The sequence below is a fragment of the Nocardia sp. NPDC060255 genome, assembly GCF_042727395.1.
GTDB lineage: Bacteria > Actinomycetota > Actinomycetes > Mycobacteriales > Mycobacteriaceae > Nocardia.
In genome coordinates, this window is sequence record NZ_JBHXAU010000008.1 from 128,026 (window position 1) to 151,160 (window position 23,135).

Annotated in this window: 20 protein-coding genes; 14 read left to right on the forward strand and 6 right to left on the reverse strand. The window is 66.4% G+C overall.

Translation table 11 applies throughout. The features are described 5' to 3' along the window. Positions 1-1,457 precede the first annotated feature (1,457 nt). Both ACFWF1_RS17340 and ACFWF1_RS17345 read right to left on the reverse strand, forming a co-directional pair. The gene (locus ACFWF1_RS17340) at positions 1,458-2,051 is read right to left on the reverse strand and encodes a hypothetical protein (RefSeq protein WP_379289452.1); all 594 of its coding nucleotides are present in this window, start codon (positions 2,049-2,051) and stop codon (positions 1,458-1,460) included. Between the two features lie 93 nt (positions 2,052-2,144). Beyond that, the gene (locus tag ACFWF1_RS17345) at positions 2,145-2,822 is read right to left on the reverse strand and encodes an NAD(P)-dependent oxidoreductase (RefSeq protein WP_379289454.1); all 678 of its coding nucleotides are present in this window, start codon (positions 2,820-2,822) and stop codon (positions 2,145-2,147) included. A 99-nt stretch (positions 2,823-2,921) separates the two neighbouring features. Here ACFWF1_RS17345 and ACFWF1_RS17350 point away from each other — a divergent pair, with 99 nt between their 5' ends. After that, entirely contained in the window at positions 2,922-3,611 is a 690-nt protein-coding gene (locus tag ACFWF1_RS17350; RefSeq protein ID WP_379289456.1) for a TetR/AcrR family transcriptional regulator, read from the forward strand. Positions 3,612-3,614: 3 nt separating this feature from the next. Then, a complete protein-coding gene (locus ACFWF1_RS17355) occupies positions 3,615-4,568 on the forward strand; it encodes an AEC family transporter (protein ID WP_379289458.1) in 954 nt (317 codons plus the stop codon). A gap of 1 nt (position 4,569) precedes the next feature. Here the strand turns inward: ACFWF1_RS17355 and ACFWF1_RS17360 are convergent, their stop codons facing one another. After that, positions 4,570-5,694 (reverse strand): hypothetical protein, encoded by a 1,125-nt coding sequence (locus ACFWF1_RS17360; RefSeq protein ID WP_379289460.1) that lies wholly within the window; start codon positions 5,692-5,694, stop codon positions 4,570-4,572. A 139-nt stretch (positions 5,695-5,833) separates the two neighbouring features. Here ACFWF1_RS17360 and ACFWF1_RS17365 point away from each other — a divergent pair, with 139 nt between their 5' ends. From ACFWF1_RS17365 to ACFWF1_RS17410, 10 genes are all read left to right on the forward strand, one after another. After that, the gene (locus ACFWF1_RS17365; RefSeq protein WP_379289462.1) at positions 5,834-7,441 is read left to right on the forward strand and encodes an ABC transporter substrate-binding protein; all 1,608 of its coding nucleotides are present in this window, start codon (positions 5,834-5,836) and stop codon (positions 7,439-7,441) included. Then, positions 7,441-8,415, forward strand: coding sequence for an ABC transporter permease (locus ACFWF1_RS17370; protein ID WP_379289464.1), 975 nt, complete (start codon positions 7,441-7,443; stop codon positions 8,413-8,415). Before ACFWF1_RS17365 ends, ACFWF1_RS17370 begins: the two co-directional genes overlap by 1 nt. Next, positions 8,408-9,229 (forward strand): ABC transporter permease, encoded by an 822-nt coding sequence (locus ACFWF1_RS17375; protein WP_379289466.1) that lies wholly within the window; start codon positions 8,408-8,410, stop codon positions 9,227-9,229. Before ACFWF1_RS17370 ends, ACFWF1_RS17375 begins: the two co-directional genes overlap by 8 nt. A 55-nt stretch (positions 9,230-9,284) precedes the next feature. Continuing rightward, positions 9,285-10,112, forward strand: coding sequence for an ATP-binding cassette domain-containing protein (locus ACFWF1_RS17380; protein ID WP_379289468.1), 828 nt, complete (start codon positions 9,285-9,287; stop codon positions 10,110-10,112). Continuing rightward, the gene (locus ACFWF1_RS17385; RefSeq protein WP_379289470.1) at positions 10,109-10,783 is read left to right on the forward strand and encodes an ABC transporter ATP-binding protein; all 675 of its coding nucleotides are present in this window, start codon (positions 10,109-10,111) and stop codon (positions 10,781-10,783) included. The genes ACFWF1_RS17380 and ACFWF1_RS17385 overlap by 4 nt, the downstream gene beginning before the upstream one ends. Further along, positions 10,780-11,754, forward strand: coding sequence for an ornithine cyclodeaminase (locus tag ACFWF1_RS17390; RefSeq protein ID WP_379289472.1), 975 nt, complete (start codon positions 10,780-10,782; stop codon positions 11,752-11,754). Before ACFWF1_RS17385 ends, ACFWF1_RS17390 begins: the two co-directional genes overlap by 4 nt. Next, entirely contained in the window at positions 11,745-13,094 is a 1,350-nt protein-coding gene (locus ACFWF1_RS17395; protein ID WP_379289474.1) for an alanine racemase, read from the forward strand. Before ACFWF1_RS17390 ends, ACFWF1_RS17395 begins: the two co-directional genes overlap by 10 nt. Next, entirely contained in the window at positions 13,091-14,191 is a 1,101-nt protein-coding gene (locus ACFWF1_RS17400; RefSeq protein WP_379322193.1) for a PLP-dependent cysteine synthase family protein, read from the forward strand. Before ACFWF1_RS17395 ends, ACFWF1_RS17400 begins: the two co-directional genes overlap by 4 nt. Before the next feature lie 5 nt (positions 14,192-14,196). Further along, positions 14,197-15,600: an MATE family efflux transporter gene (locus ACFWF1_RS17405; RefSeq protein WP_379289478.1), complete on the forward strand. Its 1,404-nt coding sequence runs from the start codon at positions 14,197-14,199 to the stop codon at positions 15,598-15,600. A 213-nt stretch (positions 15,601-15,813) separates the two neighbouring features. Then, positions 15,814-17,358: a phospholipase C gene (locus ACFWF1_RS17410; protein ID WP_379289479.1), complete on the forward strand. Its 1,545-nt coding sequence runs from the start codon at positions 15,814-15,816 to the stop codon at positions 17,356-17,358. 60 nt (positions 17,359-17,418) lie between these two features. On the opposite strand, the gene ACFWF1_RS17415 is transcribed toward ACFWF1_RS17410, so the two are convergent. Continuing rightward, positions 17,419-17,631 (reverse strand): hypothetical protein, encoded by a 213-nt coding sequence (locus ACFWF1_RS17415; protein ID WP_357391528.1) that lies wholly within the window; start codon positions 17,629-17,631, stop codon positions 17,419-17,421. A gap of 331 nt (positions 17,632-17,962) precedes the next feature. On the opposite strand from ACFWF1_RS17415, the gene coaE reads away from it, so the two are divergent. Next, positions 17,963-19,165 (forward strand): dephospho-CoA kinase, encoded by a 1,203-nt coding sequence (gene coaE, locus ACFWF1_RS17420; RefSeq protein ID WP_379289481.1) that lies wholly within the window; start codon positions 17,963-17,965, stop codon positions 19,163-19,165. A gap of 33 nt (positions 19,166-19,198) precedes the next feature. Here the strand turns inward: coaE and ACFWF1_RS17425 are convergent, their stop codons facing one another. Further along, complete coding sequence (locus ACFWF1_RS17425; protein WP_379289483.1) at positions 19,199-19,723, reverse strand: DUF402 domain-containing protein; 525 nt, start codon at positions 19,721-19,723, stop codon at positions 19,199-19,201. Between the two features lie 47 nt (positions 19,724-19,770). Next, positions 19,771-20,415 carry a DUF402 domain-containing protein gene (locus tag ACFWF1_RS17430; protein ID WP_379289485.1) on the reverse strand — a complete coding sequence of 215 codons (645 nt, stop codon included), beginning with the start codon at positions 20,413-20,415 and terminating at the stop codon, positions 19,771-19,773. Between the two features lie 371 nt (positions 20,416-20,786). Between ACFWF1_RS17430 and uvrB the strand changes: the two genes are divergently transcribed. Beyond that, positions 20,787-22,979: an excinuclease ABC subunit UvrB gene (uvrB, locus tag ACFWF1_RS17435; RefSeq protein ID WP_379289486.1), complete on the forward strand. Its 2,193-nt coding sequence runs from the start codon at positions 20,787-20,789 to the stop codon at positions 22,977-22,979. Positions 22,980-23,135: the final 156 nt, after the last annotated feature.

Genomic DNA, 23,135 nt, shown 5'->3' on the forward strand with positions numbered 1-23,135 from the left:
GGATCGGCACTCGAAATAGGGCCCTATACCCAGTGCCGATCCCGAGTTAAGGTGCGGATTCTGCTGCCCGCGTGGCGCGTTGGAGGCCGCTCACCGCTTGTGTAGCCCGCTCACCTCCTATACCGGGTGGTCGGGTCAGACAAAGGGGGAGGGGTTCAGCGTAGGCCGCTGATTGGACGGTGCCGCAGTGGTTTTCGAGATCAAGTGAGTCATATGGTTGCTGTACGAGATCGGTTGGCGACCATATGACTCGCGTCGATCCGTGCGGTGTGGCCGTGCGGGGGTGGCGGGCTGCGGTGGTTGCGGGTGTGTTTCCGTTGGGTAGGTCACGCAACTCCTGATCTCCCCACCGCGACCTGCCGTGCCGACACGCGCGGGGGTGTCGGTAGGTCTTGCGGCGGCGGCTGTGGGCTGCGTCGTCGCAAGGTGTTGGCCAGGGTGCGAGGGGGTAGGCGTGCGGCTGCGGAGCTAGTGTGCTCGGGATCGCTGGCGGCGGTATCGGCTGCACGCCTTCTGATTTCGCGCACTCCGACTTGCCGGACCGACCGGTGTGCGGATGTCAGACGTGCGTGCGGATGTCAAAGGTGTGGGTCTGCGGCAGTGGGGCTACTGAAGCAAGGTATCTGGCTGAAGCCGCCAGCGGTCAGCGCACAATATCGCCACGCCGAGTCGCACGCCTTCTGATTTCGCGCACTCCGACTTGCTGCGCTGACACGCGTGCGTATGTCAGAAGGCGTGCGGTTGTGGCGGAGGGTTACTGCCGCAAGGTGTTCGGCCCCTTCTGATAGACCAGCACCGTGAACTTGCCGCGCTGACACGCCCATTCCAGGTGCGGCAAGTCAAGGCTTGCCGCCGGGTGCTTGCGGCACGCAACAGCCAGGGGTAACGATGCGTGCCGCAGCCTGGGGATTGCGCATCGAGGCGAGTCATATGGTTGCTTCTCAAGATCGTTTAGCGTCCATATGACTCGCCTCGTTCCGTGCGGCGTGGCCGTGCGTGGCGTGGCGGGCTGGGGGTGTGCGCCAGTTGGGTGGGCCGCGGTGCTTCTGATCTTCCGCACCGTGGCTTGCCGTGGTGACATGCGTGCGGGTGTTGGTAGGCGTGTGGCTGCGGTTGGGCTACCTGAACCGCCCCGGCTTTCTGGCCGCTTTGGGCCGTCCCGGGTTTTAGTCCGCCGGGTTACGAGGATTCCTCATCACTGGATGGAAGGATCCCCGCCCGTGCCCATGATGTATTCGCCTCAGTTGCGGGGTTAGTGCTCTGCACGGATTGCTGGGCGTGGTGTTGGCTGCGCGTCTTCTGCTACCTGCACCGGGACTTGCCGAGCCGACGCGCTAGTGGATGTCGGAAGGTGTGCAGCTGGGGCGGGATCGATTGCCCCGCTGAGCTTTCCGTCTACCTCGGCGCGAGCTTGACAACCGTCAAGGCGACGGGGGCGGTGCAGATCGGACGCGGTGCTAGTAGTAAGCGCCGAAGTCGGGTCTCGGGGTGGCGGTTCCGATTCTGATGGCGGATTGGCCGAGGCGGCGGGAGGGCTTGGTTGTTCCGAGGTTTACCTGGGGGGTGGTTGTTGGGGGCTTGGGTGGGGCTGTGCCTTGGGTTGTGGTGAGGGCGACGACCTGGATTTGTTCCAGGCGAAGGCCGAGGCCGGCGAGGCGGGCGATTACGCCGAGGCGATGTTCGGGCAGGCCGGGGCGGATCGGTAGCGGGTCTCGGCCCGGCATGCGCAGGACGAAGGTTCTGCGTTCGGTATCGAACTCGATCGGTGCACCGTCGCGGACTGCGCGGTAGGCGTCGAGATCCAGGGTGTTGTGCCGGACCGGGTCGATCATCAAGGCCTCGATCAGCCGTTCCGCATGCGCGAGGCGCATGTCTCGGTCCGGCGGGTCGAGGTATTCCACCCGCTGGGCGACCCGCCACCGGTATCCCTCGGCGGCGGATCGCAGCAGGTGCCGATGCCGTTCGATCTCAGCCGCCAGCTCAACCAACTGGTCGACGTCGATGCACATCGGGTCACGCGGGCCGGGCATCGAAGCTGGAACGTCAGGCATTGCGCCTCCTCGGTCGAGTTGCCAATTACGTTGGGCAACAACTCGATCGACGTCCGACCTGGTATCTATTGTGGCAGAGGGGTACGACAGGTTTCAGTAGCCGACGGTGAAGCGGCGCTGGATGAAGCGCGGCTGCTCCACCTCGTCGAGCAAGGCGACGGCGAGATCTTCGGCGGAGATATCGTCCCCACCGAGGAGCAGCTGATCGCCGCCCACGCGGAAGCAGCCTGTGCGCGCACCGGGGTTGACCCGGCCCGACGATGGACTGAGGTAGGTCCACTTGCGGTTGGACAGCCGATAGACATTCAAGGCCGACCGCAGCGCCCGCACCACTTCGATGTACTCGGCAGGCACCTCGAGATCCTCGGTCAGTGTGCGGATGAACGCCGCACCGGTATCGACCAGTTGCCGCCCGGGCGCGATCTCCAGACTGCCCGCGCCGCCGACAGTGATCACCCGAACCCGCGGCTGCTGCTCGAGCGCACCGACCATCGCCTCTGCCCCGACAACGAAATCGCCTGCGTTGGCGATGGTGTCGGCGATACCGTGCCCGGCATTGACCGCGCTGATCACCACATCGAGACCGGCGATCGCGGCCGCGATGCTGTCGGCATCGAGCCAATCGGCGACCCGCCAGGCCACCTTCCCCTGCTCAGCGGGGAACCGAGCCGCATCACGGGTGAACGCGGTCACCCGATGTCCACGCTGTATTGCCTCGGCGACCGCACGACTGCCGATGACGCCCGTTGCGCCGAAAATCCCGATATCCACGATCCACTCCCTATGCACTGTTCATTTACTACACGCCGTTCAGTAACAGCACGGTAGATAGTAGCCAAACGCTGTAGAGTGTCAACCGTGGTGGAGGTCGTGAAGAGTCGCAGAGAGCGCATGCGCGAGCAGGCATCCGGTGAAATCAAAGCCATTGCGCTGCGGTTGCTGGCCGAGGGCGGTCCCGATGCGATCTCCTTGCGCGCCATCGCCCGCGACATGGGCATGACCGCAGGCGCCATCTACGGCTACTACGCCACCCGCGACGACCTGATCACCACATTGATCTCCGACGTCTACACCGCCCTGGTCGACCGGGTCGAGGCGGCGCGCGACGCGGTGCCCGCCGAGGACCCGGCCGGGCGGATCGTGGCCTGGGGTGAGGCCGTGCGCGACTGGGCAATCGCCCACCCCGCCGAGTTCCGGCTCATCTACGGCGACCCGGTACCCGGCTACCAACCACCGCCGGGCGGTCCCGCCATGGCCGCCGAATTGCGCGCCTGCACCGGCCTCGTCGGCTTGACCGCCGCTGCGTGGCCGCACGCGGAAGAGCGCCAAACCATCAGTGACACAACATGGTCCGAATTCGACCCAGGTCTTGTCGAGCACGTCCGAGCGGATTTTCCCGACCTGTCACCCGCCGCCCTCGGCCTCGCGTTGCGCATGTGGGGCCGCATGCACGGCCTGATCGCGCTCGAGGTGTACGGCCACCTGGTACCCCAATCCCGCGACCCGGCAAAGCTTTTCCACACCGAGATGCTGGACCTGGTCCGTTCGCTCGGGTTGTAGTCAGTGAGTGATCTAGTTGCGACCGCCGGGAAGCTGGCTCCGGTGGCGCTGGTGTTCGGTGCGGGAGTGGTCTTCGCGCGGCGCAAGATCATCGGAGCCGAGGTGTCGAAGGCGTTCTCCGAGTTCGCCTTTCTGTTCGCGATCCCGTGCTATCTGGTCGGCTCGCTCTACTCGAGCGATCTGGGGCGGCTGTTCGATCCGCGGGCCATCGCCGCATATCTGGTGACCGCGCTGCTCGGCATGGTGGCCGTCGGGTTCTGGTCGCGGCGGGTGACCGGGGCCGACGCACGAGGCGTCGCGCTGCGGATCATGGCCGGCGTGCAGGTCAATACGACCTACTTCGCGATTCCAGTGTTCGTGCTGCTGTTCGGTGATGTCGCGCCGATCTTCCCGGTCATTCTGCTGCAGGTCTGTGTGCTCACCGTCGTGGTCATCGCGGTGATGGAATTCGGTGCCGCACAAGATGATACGGACAAGCCAAGGCGCCGGGCCGTACTGCGCGGGGTGCTCGCGGCACTGGCGACGCCGATCGTCGTGGCCTGCTATCTCGGGATCGCCGCGAACGCCGCCGAGGTGCCGGTGCCGCGCTGGCTGCTGGACGCGCTGTCGTTCGCAGGCAACGCCGCCGCACCCGTTGCGCTGTTCGCCCTCGGCCTGCACCTCGGCGGAACGGGCCTGCGGTTGCGCGGCGCGCTGCGCGACGAATACGCGCTGATCGCCTTCAAATGCCTGGCTTTCCCACTGCTCGCGCTGCTGATCTGCAAGTACCTCTTCGGTATTCACGGCACCTGGCTGACCTATCTGGTGCTGATCGCCGCCATGCCCGCGCCGCAGAACCTGTTCATCTTCGCCCAGCGCTACGACACCGACGTGGACCTCGCCGCGTCGGTCGTCGCCAAGACCTCGCTGGTGGCGCTACTGCTGTTGCCTGTGTGGTTGCTGGTCGTCCGGTCCTAGCTCACAGCCCGAGATAGCCCACGGTCGCCGCGAACATGATGCCGGTGAACAACGGCCAGAACAGGATCTTCGGCCCCAGGTTGTCTCGCCAGGTGACGACCTTGCTGAAGGCGCCGTGCAACAGCATCGTGGCGTTGAGCGCGACGAGCAGTGTCATCACATACAGCGTGAAATACCAGTACTCGATATAGGAGATGCCCGAGGCGCCGATCTCCGACCTCGCCGCATTGTCGTTGACCGCGACCACGAGCACGGTGGATACCGAAAAGGTGATGATCGCGAAGGCGGTGAAGCCGGAAATCGGTCGCCGGTCGGGATCGGTGGTGATCACGAACAGCGACAGGAACATCAGCACGGCGAGCAGTAGCACCGGAACGATCCGCCCTAGCAGTGGTCCGAGTAGTCCGCGGCTGACGCCGACATTGAAATACAGCTCGTCGGTATTGGCCAGACCGGGATGGGCCAGCATGCTGTACGCCTGGTGATTCAGGCTCCACACCGTGTAATCGGGCTCCCAGTCGCCGAACACCAGCCCGGGATCCAGGCCGTTGAGCGCGTGCGCGTCCCACGGCGGAAACGATTCGAACGAGGGCACCAGCTGGACCTGGTGGATCATGTCGACCGGGCGCATCCGCAGCCAGATGTCCTGGTGGTCCAGCGGATAGTCCTCGTAGTTGAACTGTTGCCGGATGACCGTCGAGAACGACCAGACGACCACGCGCCATGCGCCGAGCGGATACTCGAAGACTTTCTTCGGGCAGTGCGGGTCCTCCGCCTCGAGTAGCTGGACGCCGAGCTCGATATCCGCCGGAAAGTCGGCGGGTATGTGTTGCCAGATATGCCCGGTGGCTTTGATGTTGTGCGCGTTGACGAACTGCAGCGAGTTCATCAGCACCCCGGTGGACAACCGGGGGACCACCTGATCTTGCGGAAGATGCGGCGTCACAATCGCTTCCGCCTCGGCGTAGTTGGACACCGTGGCGCCGACCTCCGCGACCGGAGCGTGCCTGCTGCCCGCGTGCGTCCAGGAGTACACGGTGCCCGCGGCGAGCAGCAGCGACACGGCGATGGCGGTGAGCCACAGCAGCGGCTTCCACTTCGGCACCAAGCGTTCCTTGATCGGCACAGCCAGGAGATTAGCTCGAGGTTAGCCATTGGCTCGGCATCCGCCTCGTCGGCGGGTATGTCGTGCCCGGCTCGGTGCATGTGTCCGATTTCACTGATAATGCTAATGAAAATCATTACCAGTAGTCTACGATGCTGGCATGGCTTTATTTCGGATCGGGATGTGCGCTGCGGCAACGGCATTCGTCGTCGGGTTGACGGCGTGTTCGGCGCCGGGGCAGACCTCAGGGGATTCCGAGCAGTTCGTGGTGATCGATACCGAGGAACTCGGCGACTTCAGCCCGCTGCTCGGGCCGGGGAAGAACGGGGAGTCGAAGATCTTCGAGAGCCTCTATCGGGTGGAAGAGGGAGTAACTGAGCGGATACCGGCCGCCGTTCCGGTGCTCGCGGCAGGGCCGCCCGAGCCGGTGGACGGGGATCTGTCGCGGTGGCGGGTGAATACCCGGACCGGCGTGACCTTTTCGGACGGAACGACGTTCGGCCCGGAAGATGTTGTGGCGACCTATAACTCGCTGATCGATCCGGCCTTCGCCGCTCCGATCGCCGCGGATTACGACTTCTTGCGTACTACCAGGCAGACGGGGCCGAACACCGTCGAGTTCGAATTGACCGGCGCGTACGCCGATTTCGATCATCGATTGTTCCTGGCGATCGCCCCGGCGGAGGCGTTCGCGCGACCGGGGCCGGCCGACCGGGCCGAGCTCAATCGGCATCCGATCGGGACCGGGCCGTATGTCCTCACCGAATCCCGGCCGGATCAGGTGGTGCTCACCGCGCGTGACGACTACTGGGGTGAACGAGCGCGAGTGCGCAAGTTCGTCATTCGCCGCGCCGACGACGACAACGCGAGAGCGAGTCAGCTGCGTGACGGTGCCGACGGGACGGTGCTGCCGCCGGAGTTGGCGCAGGCGGCGGCCAAGGACGGTTACCGGGTCGTCCCCGCGGTGGCGAATGACTGGCGCGCAATCACTTTGCCGTCCGGCAACCCGGTGGCGGGCGACCCGGCGGTCCGTAAGGCGTTGAACTTCGCTGTCGACCGGCAAGGGATGGTCGACCATATTCTGGGCGGTCACGGTGCCCCCATGTCCACCCTGGTCGGTCAGGTGTACGGCGAGACCTACGATCCGGCACAGGATTTCGGCTATGACCGGGCTGAGGCCGCGCGAGTGCTCGACAGCGCGGGCTGGCGCATCGGCGCGGACGGTATCCGCGAGCGCGACGGGCACCGGGCAACCTTCGAGATCGCCTACTACCCAACGGAAGTACTGCGCCGCGACCTGACGATGGCGGTGGTCTCCGATGCGAAGAAGGTGGGCATCGAGATCACCCCGGTGGCCGTGGACAAGCAGCGGATGACGCCGGACTATCTGGCGCACACGGCGTTCCTGCTCGGCGGTGGCGGCCAGCCGTACACCGTGGACAGCCAGCTCTACACCAAACTCCACTCCCGCTATGCCGCACCCGGCGTCGGATCCAAGTGGGACAACGCCTCGGATTACGTGAACCCGAAGATCGACCAACTGCTGGATGCCGCACGCGGGGAAGCGAATCCGCAGCGGCGGACCGAGCTGTACCGCCAAGTCCAGGCCGAATATCACCGTGACCCCGCGATGCTGGCGCTGGTCACCACGAACCACGTCTATGTGTTGCGCGACAACGGCTGGCGGATCACCCCGACCGCGCTCGAACCGCACTCGCACGGCGTCGCGTGGGGGCCGTGGTACGGGCTCGCCCGCTGGACCCGCTGATGGGTGGCAGAGCAAGCAGGCTGATCGCCCGGCGCCTCGCCGTGGCCGTCCCGCTCGCCGGACTGGTCTCGCTCGCGGTGTTCGCGCTCGCCGCAGCCAGCCCGTTCGACCCGCTCGACGAGTACCTGGGTGCGCACGGTGACGGATTCACCGAGGTGCAGCGGGCGGCGCTGCGGGAGCGACTCGGGTTGGAGCGCAACTGGTTCGAGGCCTGGTGGTCGTGGGCCGGTGATCTGGCGCGCGGTGAGCTGGGTGAATCACGGTCGTACCGCCAGCCGGTCGCGCAGGTGCTGGCCGAGCGGCTGCCGTGGAGCTTGCTGCTCGGCGTGCTCGGCGGTGTGGTGGCCTTGGTGCTCGCGGCGATACTCGGCGCGTGGGCCGGGCTGCGGCGCGGCGGGCTCATCGATCGGACGATCAGCGCGGCCGCGGTTGTGCTGCAGGCGATTCCACCGTTCGTGCTGGCGCTCGGCGCGGTACTGCTCTTCGCGTTGACGCTGCGTTGGTTCCCCGCTGCGGGATTGACCGATCCGGGCGGCGGCGTCACCGCCGGTTCGACGGCCAGGCACCTCGTGTTGCCCGCCGTGCTGCTCGGCGTCACGCAGTTGCCGTGGCTCGTGCTCGGCCTGCGCGAGACGGTGGCCCGCACTCTCGACAGCGACGCGGTCAAAGGCGCCAGGGTGCGCGGATTGCCGTGGCGGGTCATCGCTTTTCGGCACGTGCTGCCGGTCGCGATCGTGCCGTTCCTGGCGCTGTGCGGTGCCAGGCTGCCGGAACTCGTGGTCGGTGCCACCGTGGTCGAAACCATCTTCAGCTGGCCGGGATTGGGGTCGGCGACGGTGACCGCCGCACGCGGCGTGGACTTTCCGCTGCTGGCCATCCTCACGGTGCTGATCACCGCCGTGGTGCTGCTCGGTAATCTGACCGCCGACGCTGCCGCCGTGCTGATCGATCCGCAGATCGACGCCGATGGGTAGGGCGCGGCCGGTGCTGGTGTTCGCGGTCGGCGTACTGGTGGTCGCAGTGCTGTATGCCGGGCTGGTGCCGCTGCTGCGGCCGGTGGACGACGTGCTGGTGGACTTCTCGATCAGCAGGCGGCCGCCGAGCCTCGAATTCCCGTTCGGCACCGACAATGCCGGGCGCGATGTGTTCGTGCGGGTGGCGCAGGGCATGCGGATCTCGTTGTTGATCGCGGCGACCACAGCGGTGGGTTCGGCGATTCTCGGCGTGCTGGTCGGCGTGAGCGCCGGAGCGTTCGGCGGCTGGTGGGACCGGATCGCGATGCGGCTGGTCGATGCGGTGAATTCGCTGCCGAGCCTGCTGCTCACGCTGCTGATCGTGGCCATGTATCGCGGGTCGGTGCTCGTCATCGTGCTCTCGCTGGTGCTCACCCACTGGACCTCCATCGCCCGTGTAGTGCGCAGCGAGGTACTCGCGCTGCGGCACGCCGAATTCGTGCAGGCGGCCCAGCTGCGTGGCCTGCCGCGATGGCGGATCGTCCGGCGGCATTTCGTTCCGGTCGCGATGGGGCAGGCGCTGATCGGCGTGGTGCTGCTGATCCCGCACGCGATCTGGCACGAGTCGACGTTGTCGTTCCTCGGTGTCGGGCTGCCGCCGCAGCGTGCGTCGCTGGGCACGCTGCTGTCCGACGCGCAGGCGTCGATCCTGTTGGGGGACTGGTGGTTGCTGATCTTCCCGGCCGGAGTGCTGGTGCTCGTCACGCTTGCGGTGTCGCTGCTCGGCAGGCACTGGCAGCAGAAAGTCCAAGTGCCGCAGGAGGTTGCCGCATGAACGCGTACAGCCGCGCCCCGGCCGCTGAATCGGCAGTCCGACAGGAGGTTTCGCTATGACGCTAACTCTCCGTCAGGTCACGGTGCGTATTCCGCTGGCGCCTGGCCGTTCAGTGCATGCGGTAACCGCCGCGGACCTGGTGGTGCGGCGCGGGACGGTGCATGGATTGATCGGCGAATCCGGTTCCGGCAAGTCGATGTTGGCCGCGACGATCACCGGGCTGCTACCGAAGCGAGCGCGCATGACCGGTGCGGTAGCGCTGGAGCTCGACGATCGGATCCTGACCACCCAGGAAATCTGGCGGTCACGCGGCCATACCGTGGCATGGGTGCCGCCGTCGGCGATGACGTACTTCACGCCGGTGCGGCGGATCGGGTCGCAGTTGACCGAGACGATCCGGTATCTCGGCACCGCACACGATCCGGTCGACCTGGTCACTCGCGTCGGACTGGAAGCCGCTGTGCTGCAACAGTATCCGCATGAGCTCTCCGGCGGTATGGCGCAGCGCGCGGCCATGGCCTTCGCGCTGGCGGGGGATCCCGCGCTCATCATCGCCGACGAACCGACCTCGGCCCTCGACGCCGAGCGGGCGGCGGCGATCCTGGGGTTGCTCGGCGACTTCGCCGCCGGTGGCGGCCATGTCCTGCTGGTCACGCACGATCTCACCGCATTGCGGGAGTCCGCGATATGCACCGATGTCTCGGTGATGTACGCGTCCCGGATCGTCGAGTCGGGCAGCGCTGAAACAGTTCTCGACAATCCGGAGGAGCGGTACACCAAGGATCTGCTCGCGGCATTGCCGGAGAACGGGTTGTCGCCCCTGCCCTTCCGTACACCGGAGCTGGTCAACCTGCCCGACGACTTCCGATATGGCACACCATGACTCAACGATCGCTTGCTGCACACAATGTCTCCGCCCTATTGGGTGGGCGTCGGGTACTCACCGACGTGTCCATCGAGATCGGGCACGGTGAGGTGGTCGGGCTGGCGGGACCCTCCGGCACCGGTAAAACCACTCTCGCGCATGTCCTCTCGGGCCTGCGGCGGCCGGACAGCGGTCGCGTCACCTGCGACGGTGCGCCGTTACCACGGCGGCGGACCGGCCGGATCGCGATGCTGTTCCAGTCGCCTCGCCGCTCGTGCGATCCGCGCCTGCCGCTGCGTCAATCCATCGCCGAACTGGCCCGCGGGCCGGTGGACTGGGACACCGTCGTCGAATCCGTCGGCATGACAGCGGATCTGCTCGATCGATACCCGGCGCAGGTCTCCGACGGCCAATTACAGCGGGCGGCGGTCGCCCGCGTCCTCGCGTCCAAGCCCGACTACCTGCTGTGTGACGAGATGACTTCGATGCTCGACCCGGCCACCACCGCGACCGTGGCACGCACGGTGACCGGCCTGGCCGCCACCGGTGTCGGAGTGCTGTTCATCAGTCACGACCTCGCTCTGCTCGCCGTGTGCACGGATCGCGTTGTGCACCTGGGCGGCAACCCTTCTCCCGCCGCGGCACCACCGGCCGGGCGTCCTCTCGATTCGCACATCGGAGTCCTATGAGTAACCCACTGCACATTCTCACTCGCACCGACCTGGCCGATATCGACCTGCCGCCCGCCGAGGTGATCGATCTGGTCGAGGACGGATATCTGGCGTTCGCGCGCGGCGATTCCCGCTGCCCGGTGAAGCTGATGATGCCGATCCCGAAGACCGAGCGCGACGCGGTGTCGTATTCGATGCTCGGCTACGACAGTTCGCTGGAGCACCTCGGTTTCAAGACGTCCTATCGGCAGGGCAGCGCGAGCGCGGACAAGTACTACACGACGATCAGCCTGTACGACGACACCACCGGTCTCCCGTTCGCGTTCATGGACTGCCAGCGGGTCGGCGCCGCCCGCACGCCGGCGACCACCGCCATCATCGCGAAACACTGTGCCCGCGAGGGGGCTACCACAGCGCTCATGATCGGCACGGGCATCCAGGGCCGAAACACGTTGCCGTACTTGCTGACCGCCCTGCCGGGTCTGGAGAAGCTGCGGCTGTTCGGGACACATCCCGACGGCATCGCCGAAAGCCTTGCCGCCATGCGCCGCTGGTTTCCGGAGCGGGACATCGAGCTCGTCGACGATGTGCCGTCGGCGGTCGCCGAGTCCGACGTCGTTGTCGTCGCCTCCGGACGGGCCGCGCATCCCAAGGTGCGCACCGAATGGCTACCGCTGGGCGGACTGCTGATCTCGGTGGCCAGCAAGGGGGTCGAGAGCGGTGCCCTGCGCGCGGCCGACTACGCGATCGCTACCAGCGCCGGGCAACTCGGCGTCACGGGCAGCCGGCTGGCGGGACCGGACGGGCTGGTCATCGACGCGGAACTGCCGGACATCGTGGCCGGAAAGGCGATAGGACGGTCCAGCGACACCGATCGGGTGTTCGCGTTCGCCAGCGGCATGATCATCACCGACATCCCGGTCGCCCACGCGCTGGCCACCCGCGCGGTGGCGGCGGGACGCGGACAGCGGGTGGAACTGTGGTCCTGAACGCCTCGCTGGTCGATCTGCCCGCGCTGCCCGCGGTGGAACAGGACTGGCAGCGGCGCCTGCGCGCGGATCGGCAGTTGCTCTTCGACATTCACCACGCGGTCGGCGGCCCGTTCCACGTCCTCTACCCGGAGCAGTTCGCCGACAACCTGCGCTCCTTCCAGCAAACCCTTGCCGGACACGGCGTGCGCGGCCAGGTCTACTACGGCAAGAAGGCCAACAAGGCAGGCTGCTGGCTGCCGATGATCGCCGATCTCGATGGTGCCGTGGATGTCGCGAGTGAACCCGAACTGGTGCATGCGCTGGCGCACGGCATCCGCGGCCGCGATATCGGGGTGACCGGTGCGGCGAAAACCGATGGGCTGCTGCGGCTTGCCGCCAGGCACGGTTGTGTGGTCGCCATCGACGCGCTCGATGAACTGGATCGGATCGCGGAGATCGCACGAACTGCCGGGCCGGTGCGCATCCTGTTGCGGACGTTGCCGCCGAACGCGCCACACAGCCGATTCGGCTTGTCGGCAACAGATCTCGACACCGCCATCGCGTTGTGCGCGCGACTGCGCCCCCACGTCGAGTTGATCGGGTTCTCGTTCCACCTGGATGGCTACGCGGTCGCACCGCGGGCTGAGCTCGCCTTCGACCTGATCCGGTTGTGCGCCAGGGCGAAAGCGCAAGGTCTGCCGCTCACCACACTCTCGATAGGTGGCGGTTTCGCTTGCCGTTACCTCGGCGACGACGACTGGAACGCCTTCATCACGCACCGGCGCGACGAATGGTTCCACGCCGGAAAACGGTTCGAGAGGTTCTATCCGTACGCACAGGACCCGACCGGTGCCGACATGCTGGACGCCATCCTCACGACCGTATTCGAGGGGCACACGCTGGCAAAGCACCTCCGTGACAACGACATTCAGCTTTTCATCGAGCCCGGTCGCGCACTCCTGATCGATGCGGGCTGCACAGTGTTCCCGGTCCTCGGCTATAAGCAGAACGCCGACTACGGCATCACCACCGTGCACGGACTGAGCATGAGCGTGTCCGAACAATGGAAGGGCAGCGAATTCCTACCGGACCCGATCCTGCTGCCCCGCAACCCCGATCCGGCGGCGGAACCGATCGCCACCTGCGTCGGCGGTGCCAGCTGCATGGAATACGACGTGCTCACCTGGCGCAAAGTGCCGCTGCCGCAACGCCCCCGCCACGGCGACCTGCTGCTGTATCCGAATACGGCGGGCTATCAGATGGACAAGAACGAAAGCGAATTCCACCAACTCCCGCTGCCGCCGAAGGTAGTCATCACACCGCAGGAGGGCCGGTTCCAGTGGCGCTTGGACAAATGAACGCGCATGCCGTGCTGCCATTACCGGCCACCACTCAGCTGCCTCTGCGCAGCGAAAACGTCGTCCGCTCGGCCTCCGAACTCATCGGCTCCACTCCGCTTCTCGAACTCATCCGCACCGGCACCGGCACCCGCTTGCTGTTGAAGCTGGAGCAGTTCAACCCGACCGGCTCCGCGAAAGTCCGGATGGCACGCGAGATGGTGCTGCAGGCCGAACGCAGCGGCGAACTGCGCCCCGGCGGCCACATCGTCGAACCCACCTCCGGCAACACCGGCACCGGACTCGCACTGATGGCCCTGGAACGCGGCTACACATTCACCGCAGTGGTCGACGACCACGCCGCGAAAGACAAGCTCCGCGCCATGAAAGCAATGGGCGCCCAACTGGTTTCGGTAGACAGCGGCACCAGCGGCGGACCGAGCACCGTCGAACGCAGGCGCATCGCCGCCGAGATCGCCGCACAGACCGGCGCCTATCGCCCCGACCAGCACAACAACCCGCACAACAACGCGGGCTACCGCGACCTCGCCCGCGAACTCCTCGCCGACCTCAACACCGATATCGACTACCTCGTCGGCGCCGTCGGTACCGGCGGATCCCTCTGCGGCACAGTCGAAGAGCTGCGCAGGCTGGGCTCCCGGGTCTACGCGCTCGGTGTCGAGCCCACCGGCTCCATCATCTTCGGCGGCGCGGGCGGCGGCTACTGGCAGACCGGCGCGGGCAGCCCCGCCGGATTCCCGGTGGGCGGCAACGTGAAATACGACGCCATCGACGAGAACTGCCGAGTCCGCGACGTCGACGCGTTCGCCACCGCGCGAGTGGTCGCCCGCCGCACCGGCATCCTGGTCGGCGGAACCGGCGGCGCCGCAATACACGTGGCACTGCGCCGCCTCGTGCATCTGCCCGCGGGCAGCACGGTGATCGTGCTGGTGTGCGACGCGGGGGAGAAGTACCTCGACACTGTGTACGACGACGACTGGCTACACGAACGCGGCCTCTACGACCGTGCCGCGCGGCAGCGAATCATCAGGCTCTGCCGCGCTTACGACGAATCGGTACGGCTGGCGGCATACGGCGTCGAGCGGGCGGGAGCGTAGGTCCGGTGAACTTTCGACCGTATCGAGCCATCGTCGCACTGGCCGCCCCGATCGCCGGCCTGCAGCTCGCCCAAGTAGCACTGACCACCGTCGATCTGGCGATGATGGGACTGCTCGGCGTCGCGTCCGTCGCGGCGGGCGGCCTCGCGCTGCTGCTGTACAACCAGCTGCGCACCATGTGCGTCGGCATGATCACCGGGGTCGGGAACATGATCGCCGAGGCGGTGGGGAGCAGCGAAAAACGCACCGGCCGTGCCGATATCGATGGGCAGGCCCGCGCCGAGATCCGTGGATTGGTCCGGGCGGCGGCATTCGTCGCCACGGTGACCTCCGCAGCGGGCGCGCTGATCCTGATCGGCCTCGGCTACGCACTGCGTTGGCTCGGCCAGGACCCCGCTGTGCTCGACCTGGCTCGCCCGATCATCTGGACGCTCGCGCCCGGCCTGATTCCGATGCTGTGGTTGAACGTGTTGCGGCAGTTCGCCGTCGGCCTCCGCCGGGCGGGCTCACTGTTACGCGTGACGCTGCTGTCGATCGGTGTCAACGCGCTCCTGAACGCGCTGTTCGTCTTCGGCTGGCTCGGCATCCCGAAACTCGGCCTGGCCGGAATCGGCCTGTCCACCTCCCTCGTTCAACTGTGGACGTTCGGTCTCTATCTGCGCACCGTCACCCGCGACCCGCTCCTCGGCGATCTGCTGTCGCTGCGGGCGTGGCAGGCGGACCGGGCAACCATCACGCGAATCGTCCGGATGGGCGTCCCGATCTCGTTGACCTACGGTGCGGAAGCGGCGATCACGTCCGTCGCCGCAGTGCTGATGGGCAGCTTCGGTCCGGTCGCACTGGCTGCGAGCAATATCGTCAACCAGCTGGCCTACATCGTCTACCAGGTCAATATCGGTCTGTCCCAAGGCTCTTCGATCCTGGTGAGCCGCACGATCGGGCAGGGCGACCGGAATGCGGTGGCGGACATCGCCCGCCGCACCTTCGTCATCGGGTTCGCCTTCATGACCGTGGTCGGCCTCGGCTACGTGCTGTTCCCCGGTGTCGTTCTCACGCCGTTCCTCGGCGCACACCAGGACGACACCGCCGTCGTCGCCGCTGCCTCGACCCTGCTGTGGTTCGCGATCGTCCAGCAGTACTGCAAGGGCTCGCAAAACCTGTCCATCGGACTGCTGCGCGGCATCGGAAATACCAAGGCCGGGCTGCAGAGCACGCTGATCGGCTATTTCGCGATCGGTATACCGGCCATGGCGCTCTTCGGTTTCGGCCTCGGCTGGCGCGCGCCGGGCATCTGGCTCGGGCTGTGCCTCGGTTTCGGTGCCACCGCATTGCTGGTGTGGCGCAGGTTTCGGCGCGGTGCCGCCGACTTCGCCACGCCCACGCGGGAATCCGTGTCATCGATCGGGTGAAAGCGGGCAAAACGGGTGAAACACTCAGAACGGTATGATGTTTCGGGCAGCTACCGAGCTATCATCCAGGAATCGCCAACCCGCACCGTGGTTCTGCTCACTTCCCGGCTCGCCTAAACGATCTTTCTCTGCGGCGTCGCAGCACGTCGGGTATGGTCGGCGCGGATCGCGAAACTCTGCTCGACAGCCCTGGCGGAAAGGTCGGCCGAAGATATGTGCGCAGCGGGGCCATTCAGTGGGCTCAATCGCAGACAATTCCTAGCGAAGGCGGCTGCGGCCGGTGCGGTGGGCGCGTTGGCCTCGTGGGCCAACCCGATCATCGAACGGGCCTACGCCGCCGACCCCGCCGGGATGGGCGGACTCGGCGATATCGAGCACTTCGTGTTGCTGATGCAGGAAAACCGCTCCTTCGACCACTATTTCGGCACCCTGTCCGGCGTCCGCGGGTTCGATGACCCGTCGACGGCGTGGCGGCAGTACGGCTGGACTCCCGGTGCGGGCCCCGGCCCGGACGGCTTTGTGAATCCGTTCCGCCTCGACACCACCCGCGGCGCCTCGCTCGACGGCGAATGCATCAACGACCCGGACCACTCCTGGGAAGGCATGCACCGCTCATGGAACGGCGGCCGCAACGACCAGTGGATGCCGATGTCGATCGCCAGCGTCGGCCCGGCCAACGCGCCCGCGGCGATGGGTTACTACCTGCCCGAAGACATTCCGATCCACACCGCGCTCGCCGACGCCTTCACGCTGTGCGACAACTACCACTGCTCGGTGCTCGGCCCGACTGACCCGAACCGGCTGTACTGGATCAGCGGAACCATCGACCCGGACGGACTCGCGGGCGGTCCGCTGGTGGAGACCCCCAAACTGATTCCGCAGCACGTGTACAGCTGGCGCACGTACCCGGAGAACCTGTCCGAGGCAGGCGTCAGCTGGAAGGTGTACAACAACCGCGACGTCGGCCCGCTGTCCTCGGTGATCCTCGACGGCATGCTCGGCTGCTTCACCCAATCATCGGACCCGAACTCGGAATTGGCGCGCCGCGGCCTGGCGCCGGTGTACCCCAACGACTTTCAAGCCGACGTCGCCAATGACACGCTGCCCGCCGTCTCCTGGGTGATCCCGTCGCTGCTGAACTGCGAACATCCCGCGCTGCCAGCGGCATTCGGCGCGTTCGGCATCGTGCAGTTGCTCGACATCCTCACCTCGAATCCGAAGGTGTGGGAGAAAACCGCGCTGATCATCAGCTACGACGAGAACGGCGGCTTCTTCGACCACGTCACCCCGCCGACCCCGCCGCCGGGTACGCCGGGCGAGTTTCTCACCGTGCCGCTGGACCGCGTGTCCGCCGCGAAGGGCATCGCCGGTCCGATCGGTTTGGGCTATCGCGTTCCGGCACTGGTGATTTCGCCGTACACCCGGGGCGGGCTCGTCGCCTCGGAGACCTTCGACCACACCTCACAGCTGCGACTGCTGGAAACCAGGTTCGGAGTGGAGGTGCCGAATGTGACCGCGTGGCGACGCGGCGTCACCGGCGATATGACCTCCACCTTCGATTTCGGCTCGGCACCGAATATCGCGAAACCGGTGCTGCCCGATCCGAAACCGAAAATGGACGCCGCGGTCGCCCAATGCGGCCCGAATATCGCGTTGGGTACGGCGACAACCGGGATTCCCTATCCGGTGCCGCCGAACTCGATGCCGACACAACAACCCGGAACCCGGCGCAAGCCGAGCGGGTTGATTCGGGCATGAGAGTGGCCCAGCCCTGGCGGGGGCTGGGCCACTTCTCGAACCAGTTCGCGAAGTCTGCGGTCAGCTCGCGGTGGCGGGCACCCACCGGACGGACGGGACGACGGAGCGTTTTCGCATGGCCGCGAAGCTATGTCGGGCCGGGCTGAGCAGTGCGGTGAACCATGTACGACGGTGTTCGGCCAATGCGGCCGCGACAGCGGGGATGTGGATGCAATGCACGCCGCCCGCCATGCCCAGGCGGTGGCGAGCCGTCTGGTTCATTCTGGTGCCCAATGGTGTTCCTTTGCTTGCTGGTGCTGGCGCTCCGATCGCCAGGGCGAAGATTAGCGGAACGAAAGTGCCACGCAGAGTATTTTGCGCAAGTAATTGCCCCGGCGTGTCGGAAAGTTGTCGCCGATCTACCCGGTCCGGCCGGAATTGTTGCGAATTGGTCTCGGGCTCGTCACGGATCGGGCAATTACGGCGGCGGCAGGTGGAAACCGCGGCCCGGATGGGTAATCGGGCTGATTGTGCCGCCGTAGTCGAACGTCGGTCCTTGCAGCACCCGTCCATGGGGCGGTGGGCGGCGAGCCCGCCGTTGGGCGCGGGATGCGAGACTGGTCGAATGTTGCGGATCGGCCTCACCGGAGGCATGGGAGCGGGCAAGTCCACCGTCGCGCGGATCCTCGCCGACCTCGGTGCGGTGATCGTCGATTCCGACGTGATCGCCAGGGAGGTCGTCGCGCCAGGTACCGAGGGCCTCGCGGCGCTCGTCGCGGCGTTCGGCACCGAGATCCTGGCGGCCGACGGCAGTCTGGATCGACCGGCCTTGGCGGCCAAGGCCTTTGCCGATGACGAATCCCGGGCGACCTTGAATTCCATTACGCACCCGTTGGTCGGTAAACGCACCGCCGAACTCATTGCCGCGGCGCCGGGCGATGCCATTGTCGTGCAAGATATTCCATTGCTGGTCGAGAATGGTCTCGCGCCATTGATGAACTTGGTAATTGTCGTCGATGTCGATGCGGAAATTCGGCTGCGCCGGCTTGTCGAATTCCGTGGCGTTGCCGAAGCCGATGCGCGGGCCCGAATTGCCGCGCAGGCCACCGACGAGCAGCGGCGCGCGGTTGCCGATGTGTTGCTAGACAACAGTGGGGAGCCTGGAGCAATCGAGGGTGTGGTGCGGCAGTTGTGGCAGGAGCGGCTGGTGCCGTTCGAGCACAACCTGCGCACCGGGACGCCCGCGCGCCGGAAGGAGATACGGGTAGTACCCGCGAACCCGGAATGGGCCGTGCAAGCGCAGCGGCTCATCGCCCGGCTGTGGGTGGCGTGCGGCGCGTCCGCATCGCGGATCGATCACATCGGATCGACTGCGGTGCCGGATCTTCCGGCCAAGGATGTGCTCGATCTGCAGATCACCGTCGCCGACCTGGCCGTCGCCGACGGACTGCGAGATGCGTTGGGCGCAGCGGGTTTTCCGGTTCGGCCGGAGGTCACCGAGGACTGCCCGCGACCGACACCACAGGATCCGGCGGGCACGGACGTCGCGCTGTGGACCAAGCGCTACCACCAGAACGCCGACCCCGGCCGACTCGCCAATGTCCATGTGCGCGTGGCGGGTTCGCCGGGGCAGGAGTACGCGCTGCTGTTCCGTGACTGGCTGCGCGCCGACGCCGGTGCACGTGCCGAATATCTCGAGGTGAAGCGCGCGGCGGAGGCGAAGGCGACCGGGTTGACCGGCGCGGAGGCTACGGTCGCGTACCTGGATGTCAAGGAACCTTGGTTCACTGCCGCCTATCCCCGCATGCTCGCTTGGCGGGATCGCTAGCAGCGCAACAGCTTTGCCCTGCCCAGCCGTCCGCTACTTCCAGGTGAGCGTGATGCCGCGCTTTTCGAGCCAGCTTTCGAGGCGGTAGTCGTTGGCGGCGATGCCGTCAATAGTGCTGGTCGCGGTCTCGATGGCGGCCTGGGCCTGAACGGCGGTGAGCAGGCCGGCCGCGTGCGCGGCGAGCAACTCGTCGACGTCGAGCAGGTCGGTGCCGCGCCCGGTGCGCACGATGATGTCCAGGTAGTGGTCCACCGACTTCCACCGTTCGGGCGCTACCTGACCGAACTCGCCGAGGTCGAGGTAGAAGTCCTGGTCCCGCTGGTGCTCGGGGTGGTAGTGGAAGACGGAGGCGCGCAGCGCCAAGTCGGGCAGTAGCCACGATTCGATGTAGTGGAACTGTTCATGGTCGGAGGTTCGCGCCATGTACAGGCCCCACGGCTCCACGTGGTACTGCTCGACCGGCCGCACGAATCCTTTCGGATCCGTGTTCGTCAGGTCCGCGAGGTCGAAGTACTCGACCTTGGGCCGATGCACGTCGACGGATGGTGCCTGGGTCATGCATTCAGAATCTACCGCCACGACGTCGGAGTCGAGTGGCCTCGCGGTTACATCCAGGTGAGCGTGATGCCCTGGGTGGCGAGCCAGTCCTCGACACAGTGGTCGTTGGCGGCGAGTCCGTCCAGGGCCGCGGTCGCGCACTCGAACGCCCGATGCGCCTGCGCGGTGTCCACCAATCCGGCCGCGTGGGCGGCCAGTAGGTCGTCGACGCCGAGCAGTTCGACGTGATGGCCGCGGTGTACCTCGATGTCGAGGTAGTGGTCGACGGCCTTCCAGCGTTTCGGCGCGACCTGGGTGAACTCGCCGATATCCAAGTGGAAGTCGTGGTCCACGTGGTGCGCCGGGTTCCGGCGGGCGCACGTGACCCGCAGCGAGAGCTCGGGCAGCAGCCAGGACTCCAGGTAGTGATGGTGCGGGACGGGCACGATGCGTGCCATATATACGCCCCACGGTTCGTGGTGGTAGCGCTCGACCTGGCGGACGAAGCCCTTGCTGTCGGTGCTGGTGTGCTCGGCGAGGTTGAAGAACTCGACGTGCGGCCGGTGCGGGGGATGGCCGGGCGGTAACGCGGTGTTCGGCGGGGCGGCGGCGTTGTTGTTGAGGCCTGGTACCGCCGCACGGATGTGTCGGGCGATACTTCCAGTGAAGCCGGTGGTCGGCACGGTATTGAGCAATGGAATCAGACCTCTCATGGCTCTAGTCCTTCGCCACATCCGAACTTTGTTGTCCGAACAACCAAGCCAGAGTACACCCGGGAAATGGTGATCGGGCGGATTGACGCGATATGTTTTTGGCTACGAAATGTGTTGGCGCATGGGACATTTCGGACACATAACGGTGCCTGAGAGTGAAACGGTATTGTCCCGGTAAAGCCTGGTATTGCTCCGGTAAAACTTACTCGTCACAGGTTTATCCGTCCCGGGAATGGGGGAGGGCCGACGGCGGTTTTATCACCGGGGCCCGGCGGGCGACACCCGGCCGAGGCCCACGTCCCGGGGTCCGCGGCAGCCACCGCCCGTGCGACCGCTGAAATCTGTCGGTGGCTGGGCTTAGGCTGGTGAGCATGGCATTCGCAACCGAGATTCCGACGGAAGGCTACGAGGAGAGGGTCGCGGGCGAGACCCCGCTGGCGCACTCCGAGCATCGGCCCGTCGGCGCGATCGAGCGCAGTGACGCGCGCTTCCAGGTGGTCAGCGAGCACGTGCCCGCCGGTGACCAGCCGGCCGCCATCGAGGAGCTGGAACGCCGGATCAAGGCGGGGGAGCGCGACGTGGTGCTGCTCGGCGCCACCGGCACCGGCAAGTCGGCCACCACCGCCTGGCTCATCGAGCGGCTGCAGCGCCCCACGCTGGTGATGGCGCCGAACAAGACCCTCGCCGCGCAGCTGGCCAACGAGCTGCGCGAGATGCTGCCGAACAACGCCGTCGAATACTTCGTCTCGTACTACGACTACTACCAACCCGAGGCGTACATCGCGCAGACCGACACCTACATCGAGAAGGACAGCTCGATCAACGACGACGTCGAGCGGCTGCGGCACTCGGCCACGTCGAGCCTGCTGTCCCGGCGCGATGTGGTGGTGGTCGCGTCGGTGTCGTGCATCTACGGCCTCGGCACCCCGCAGTCCTACCTCGATCGGTCGGTGCAGCTCGAGGTCGGCGGCGAGGTCGACCGCGACGCGCTGCTGCGGCTGCTGGTCGACGTGCAGTACACCCGCAACGACATGGCGTTCACCCGTGGCTCGTTCCGGGTGCGCGGCGACACCGTCGAGATCATCCCGTCCTACGAGGAACTCGCGATCCGCATCGAGTTCTTCGGCGACGAGATCGAGGCGCTGTATTACCTGCACCCGCTCACCGGCGATGTGGTTCGCCAGGTGGACATGCTGCGCATCTTCCCGGCCACCCACTATGTGGCGGGCCCGGACCGGATGGAGCGCGCGGTGCGCGACATCGAGGCCGAACTGGAAGTGCGGCTGGCGGAACTGGAACGACAGGGCAAGCTGCTCGAGGCGCAGCGGCTGCGCATGCGGACCCAGTACGACCTGGAGATGATCCGCCAGGTCGGGTTCTGCTCCGGCATCGAGAACTACTCGCGGCACATCGACGGCCGCCCGGCCGGGTCGGCGCCCGCGACGCTGCTCGACTACTTCCCCGACGACTTCCTGCTCGTCATCGACGAGTCGCACGTGACGGTGCCGCAGATCGGCGGCATGTACGAGGGCGACATGTCGCGCAAGCGCAACCTGGTCGAATTCGGGTTCCGGCTGCCGTCCGCGGTGGACAACCGGCCGCTCACCTGGGAGGAGTTCGCCGACCGGATCGGTCAGGCGGTGTATCTGTCGGCCACGCCGGGTCCCTACGAACTGGGACAGGTCGGCGGCGAGGTGGTCGAGCAGGTCATTCGCCCGACCGGCCTGGTCGATCCGAAGGTGGTGGTCAAGCCGACCAAGGGCCAGATCGACGATCTGGTGCACGAGATCCGGCAGCGCACCGAGAAGGACGAGCGGGTGCTGGTCACCACGCTGACCAAGAAGATGTCGGAGGATCTCACCGACTATCTGCTCGGGCTTGGTGTGCGGGTGCGGTATCTGCACTCGGAGATCGACACGCTGCGTCGCGTGGAACTGTTGCGGCAGTTGCGACTCGGCGAGTACGACGTGCTGGTCGGCATCAACCTGCTGCGCGAGGGTCTCGACCTGCCCGAGGTGTCGCTGGTCGCGATCCTCGACGCGGACAAGGAAGGCTTCCTGCGCAGCAGCACCAGCCTGATCCAGACCATCGGCCGCGCGGCGCGCAACGTGTCCGGCGAGGTGCACATGTACGCCGACAAGATCACCGACTCGATGCGGCACGCCATCGACGAGACCGATCGCCGCCGGGCCAAGCAGGTCGCCTACAACACGGAGAAGGGCATCGACCCACAACCGTTGCGCAAGAAGATCGCCGACATCCTCGACCAGGTGTATCTGGAAGCCGACGACACCGAGGTCGCGGTCGGCGGCTCCGGCCGTAACTCCAGCCGCGGCCGCCGCGCCCAGGGCGAGCCGGGCCGCGCGGTGAGCGCGGGCGTCTACGAGGGCCGCGACATCAAGTCGATGCCGCGCGCCGAACTCGCCGACCTGGTCAAGGAACTCACCGCGCAGATGATGAACGCGGCCCGCGAGCTCCAGTTCGAGCTCGCAGGCCGACTGCGCGACGAGATCGCCGATCTCAAGAAGGAACTGCGCGGCATGGACGCCGCCGGATTAAGTTGAGCGGAGCAGGTGCGGCCGCTCCGGCGCCCGGAGGGGACGGACTGTTCGCGGGAGCTGGGCGAGGGAACGGACCGTGTAGATCTTGTACTCCCGCACCATCGTTACGTTCCCGCACACTGACTTGCCTTGTGAGACACCATGTCTGAGGCAAATCGG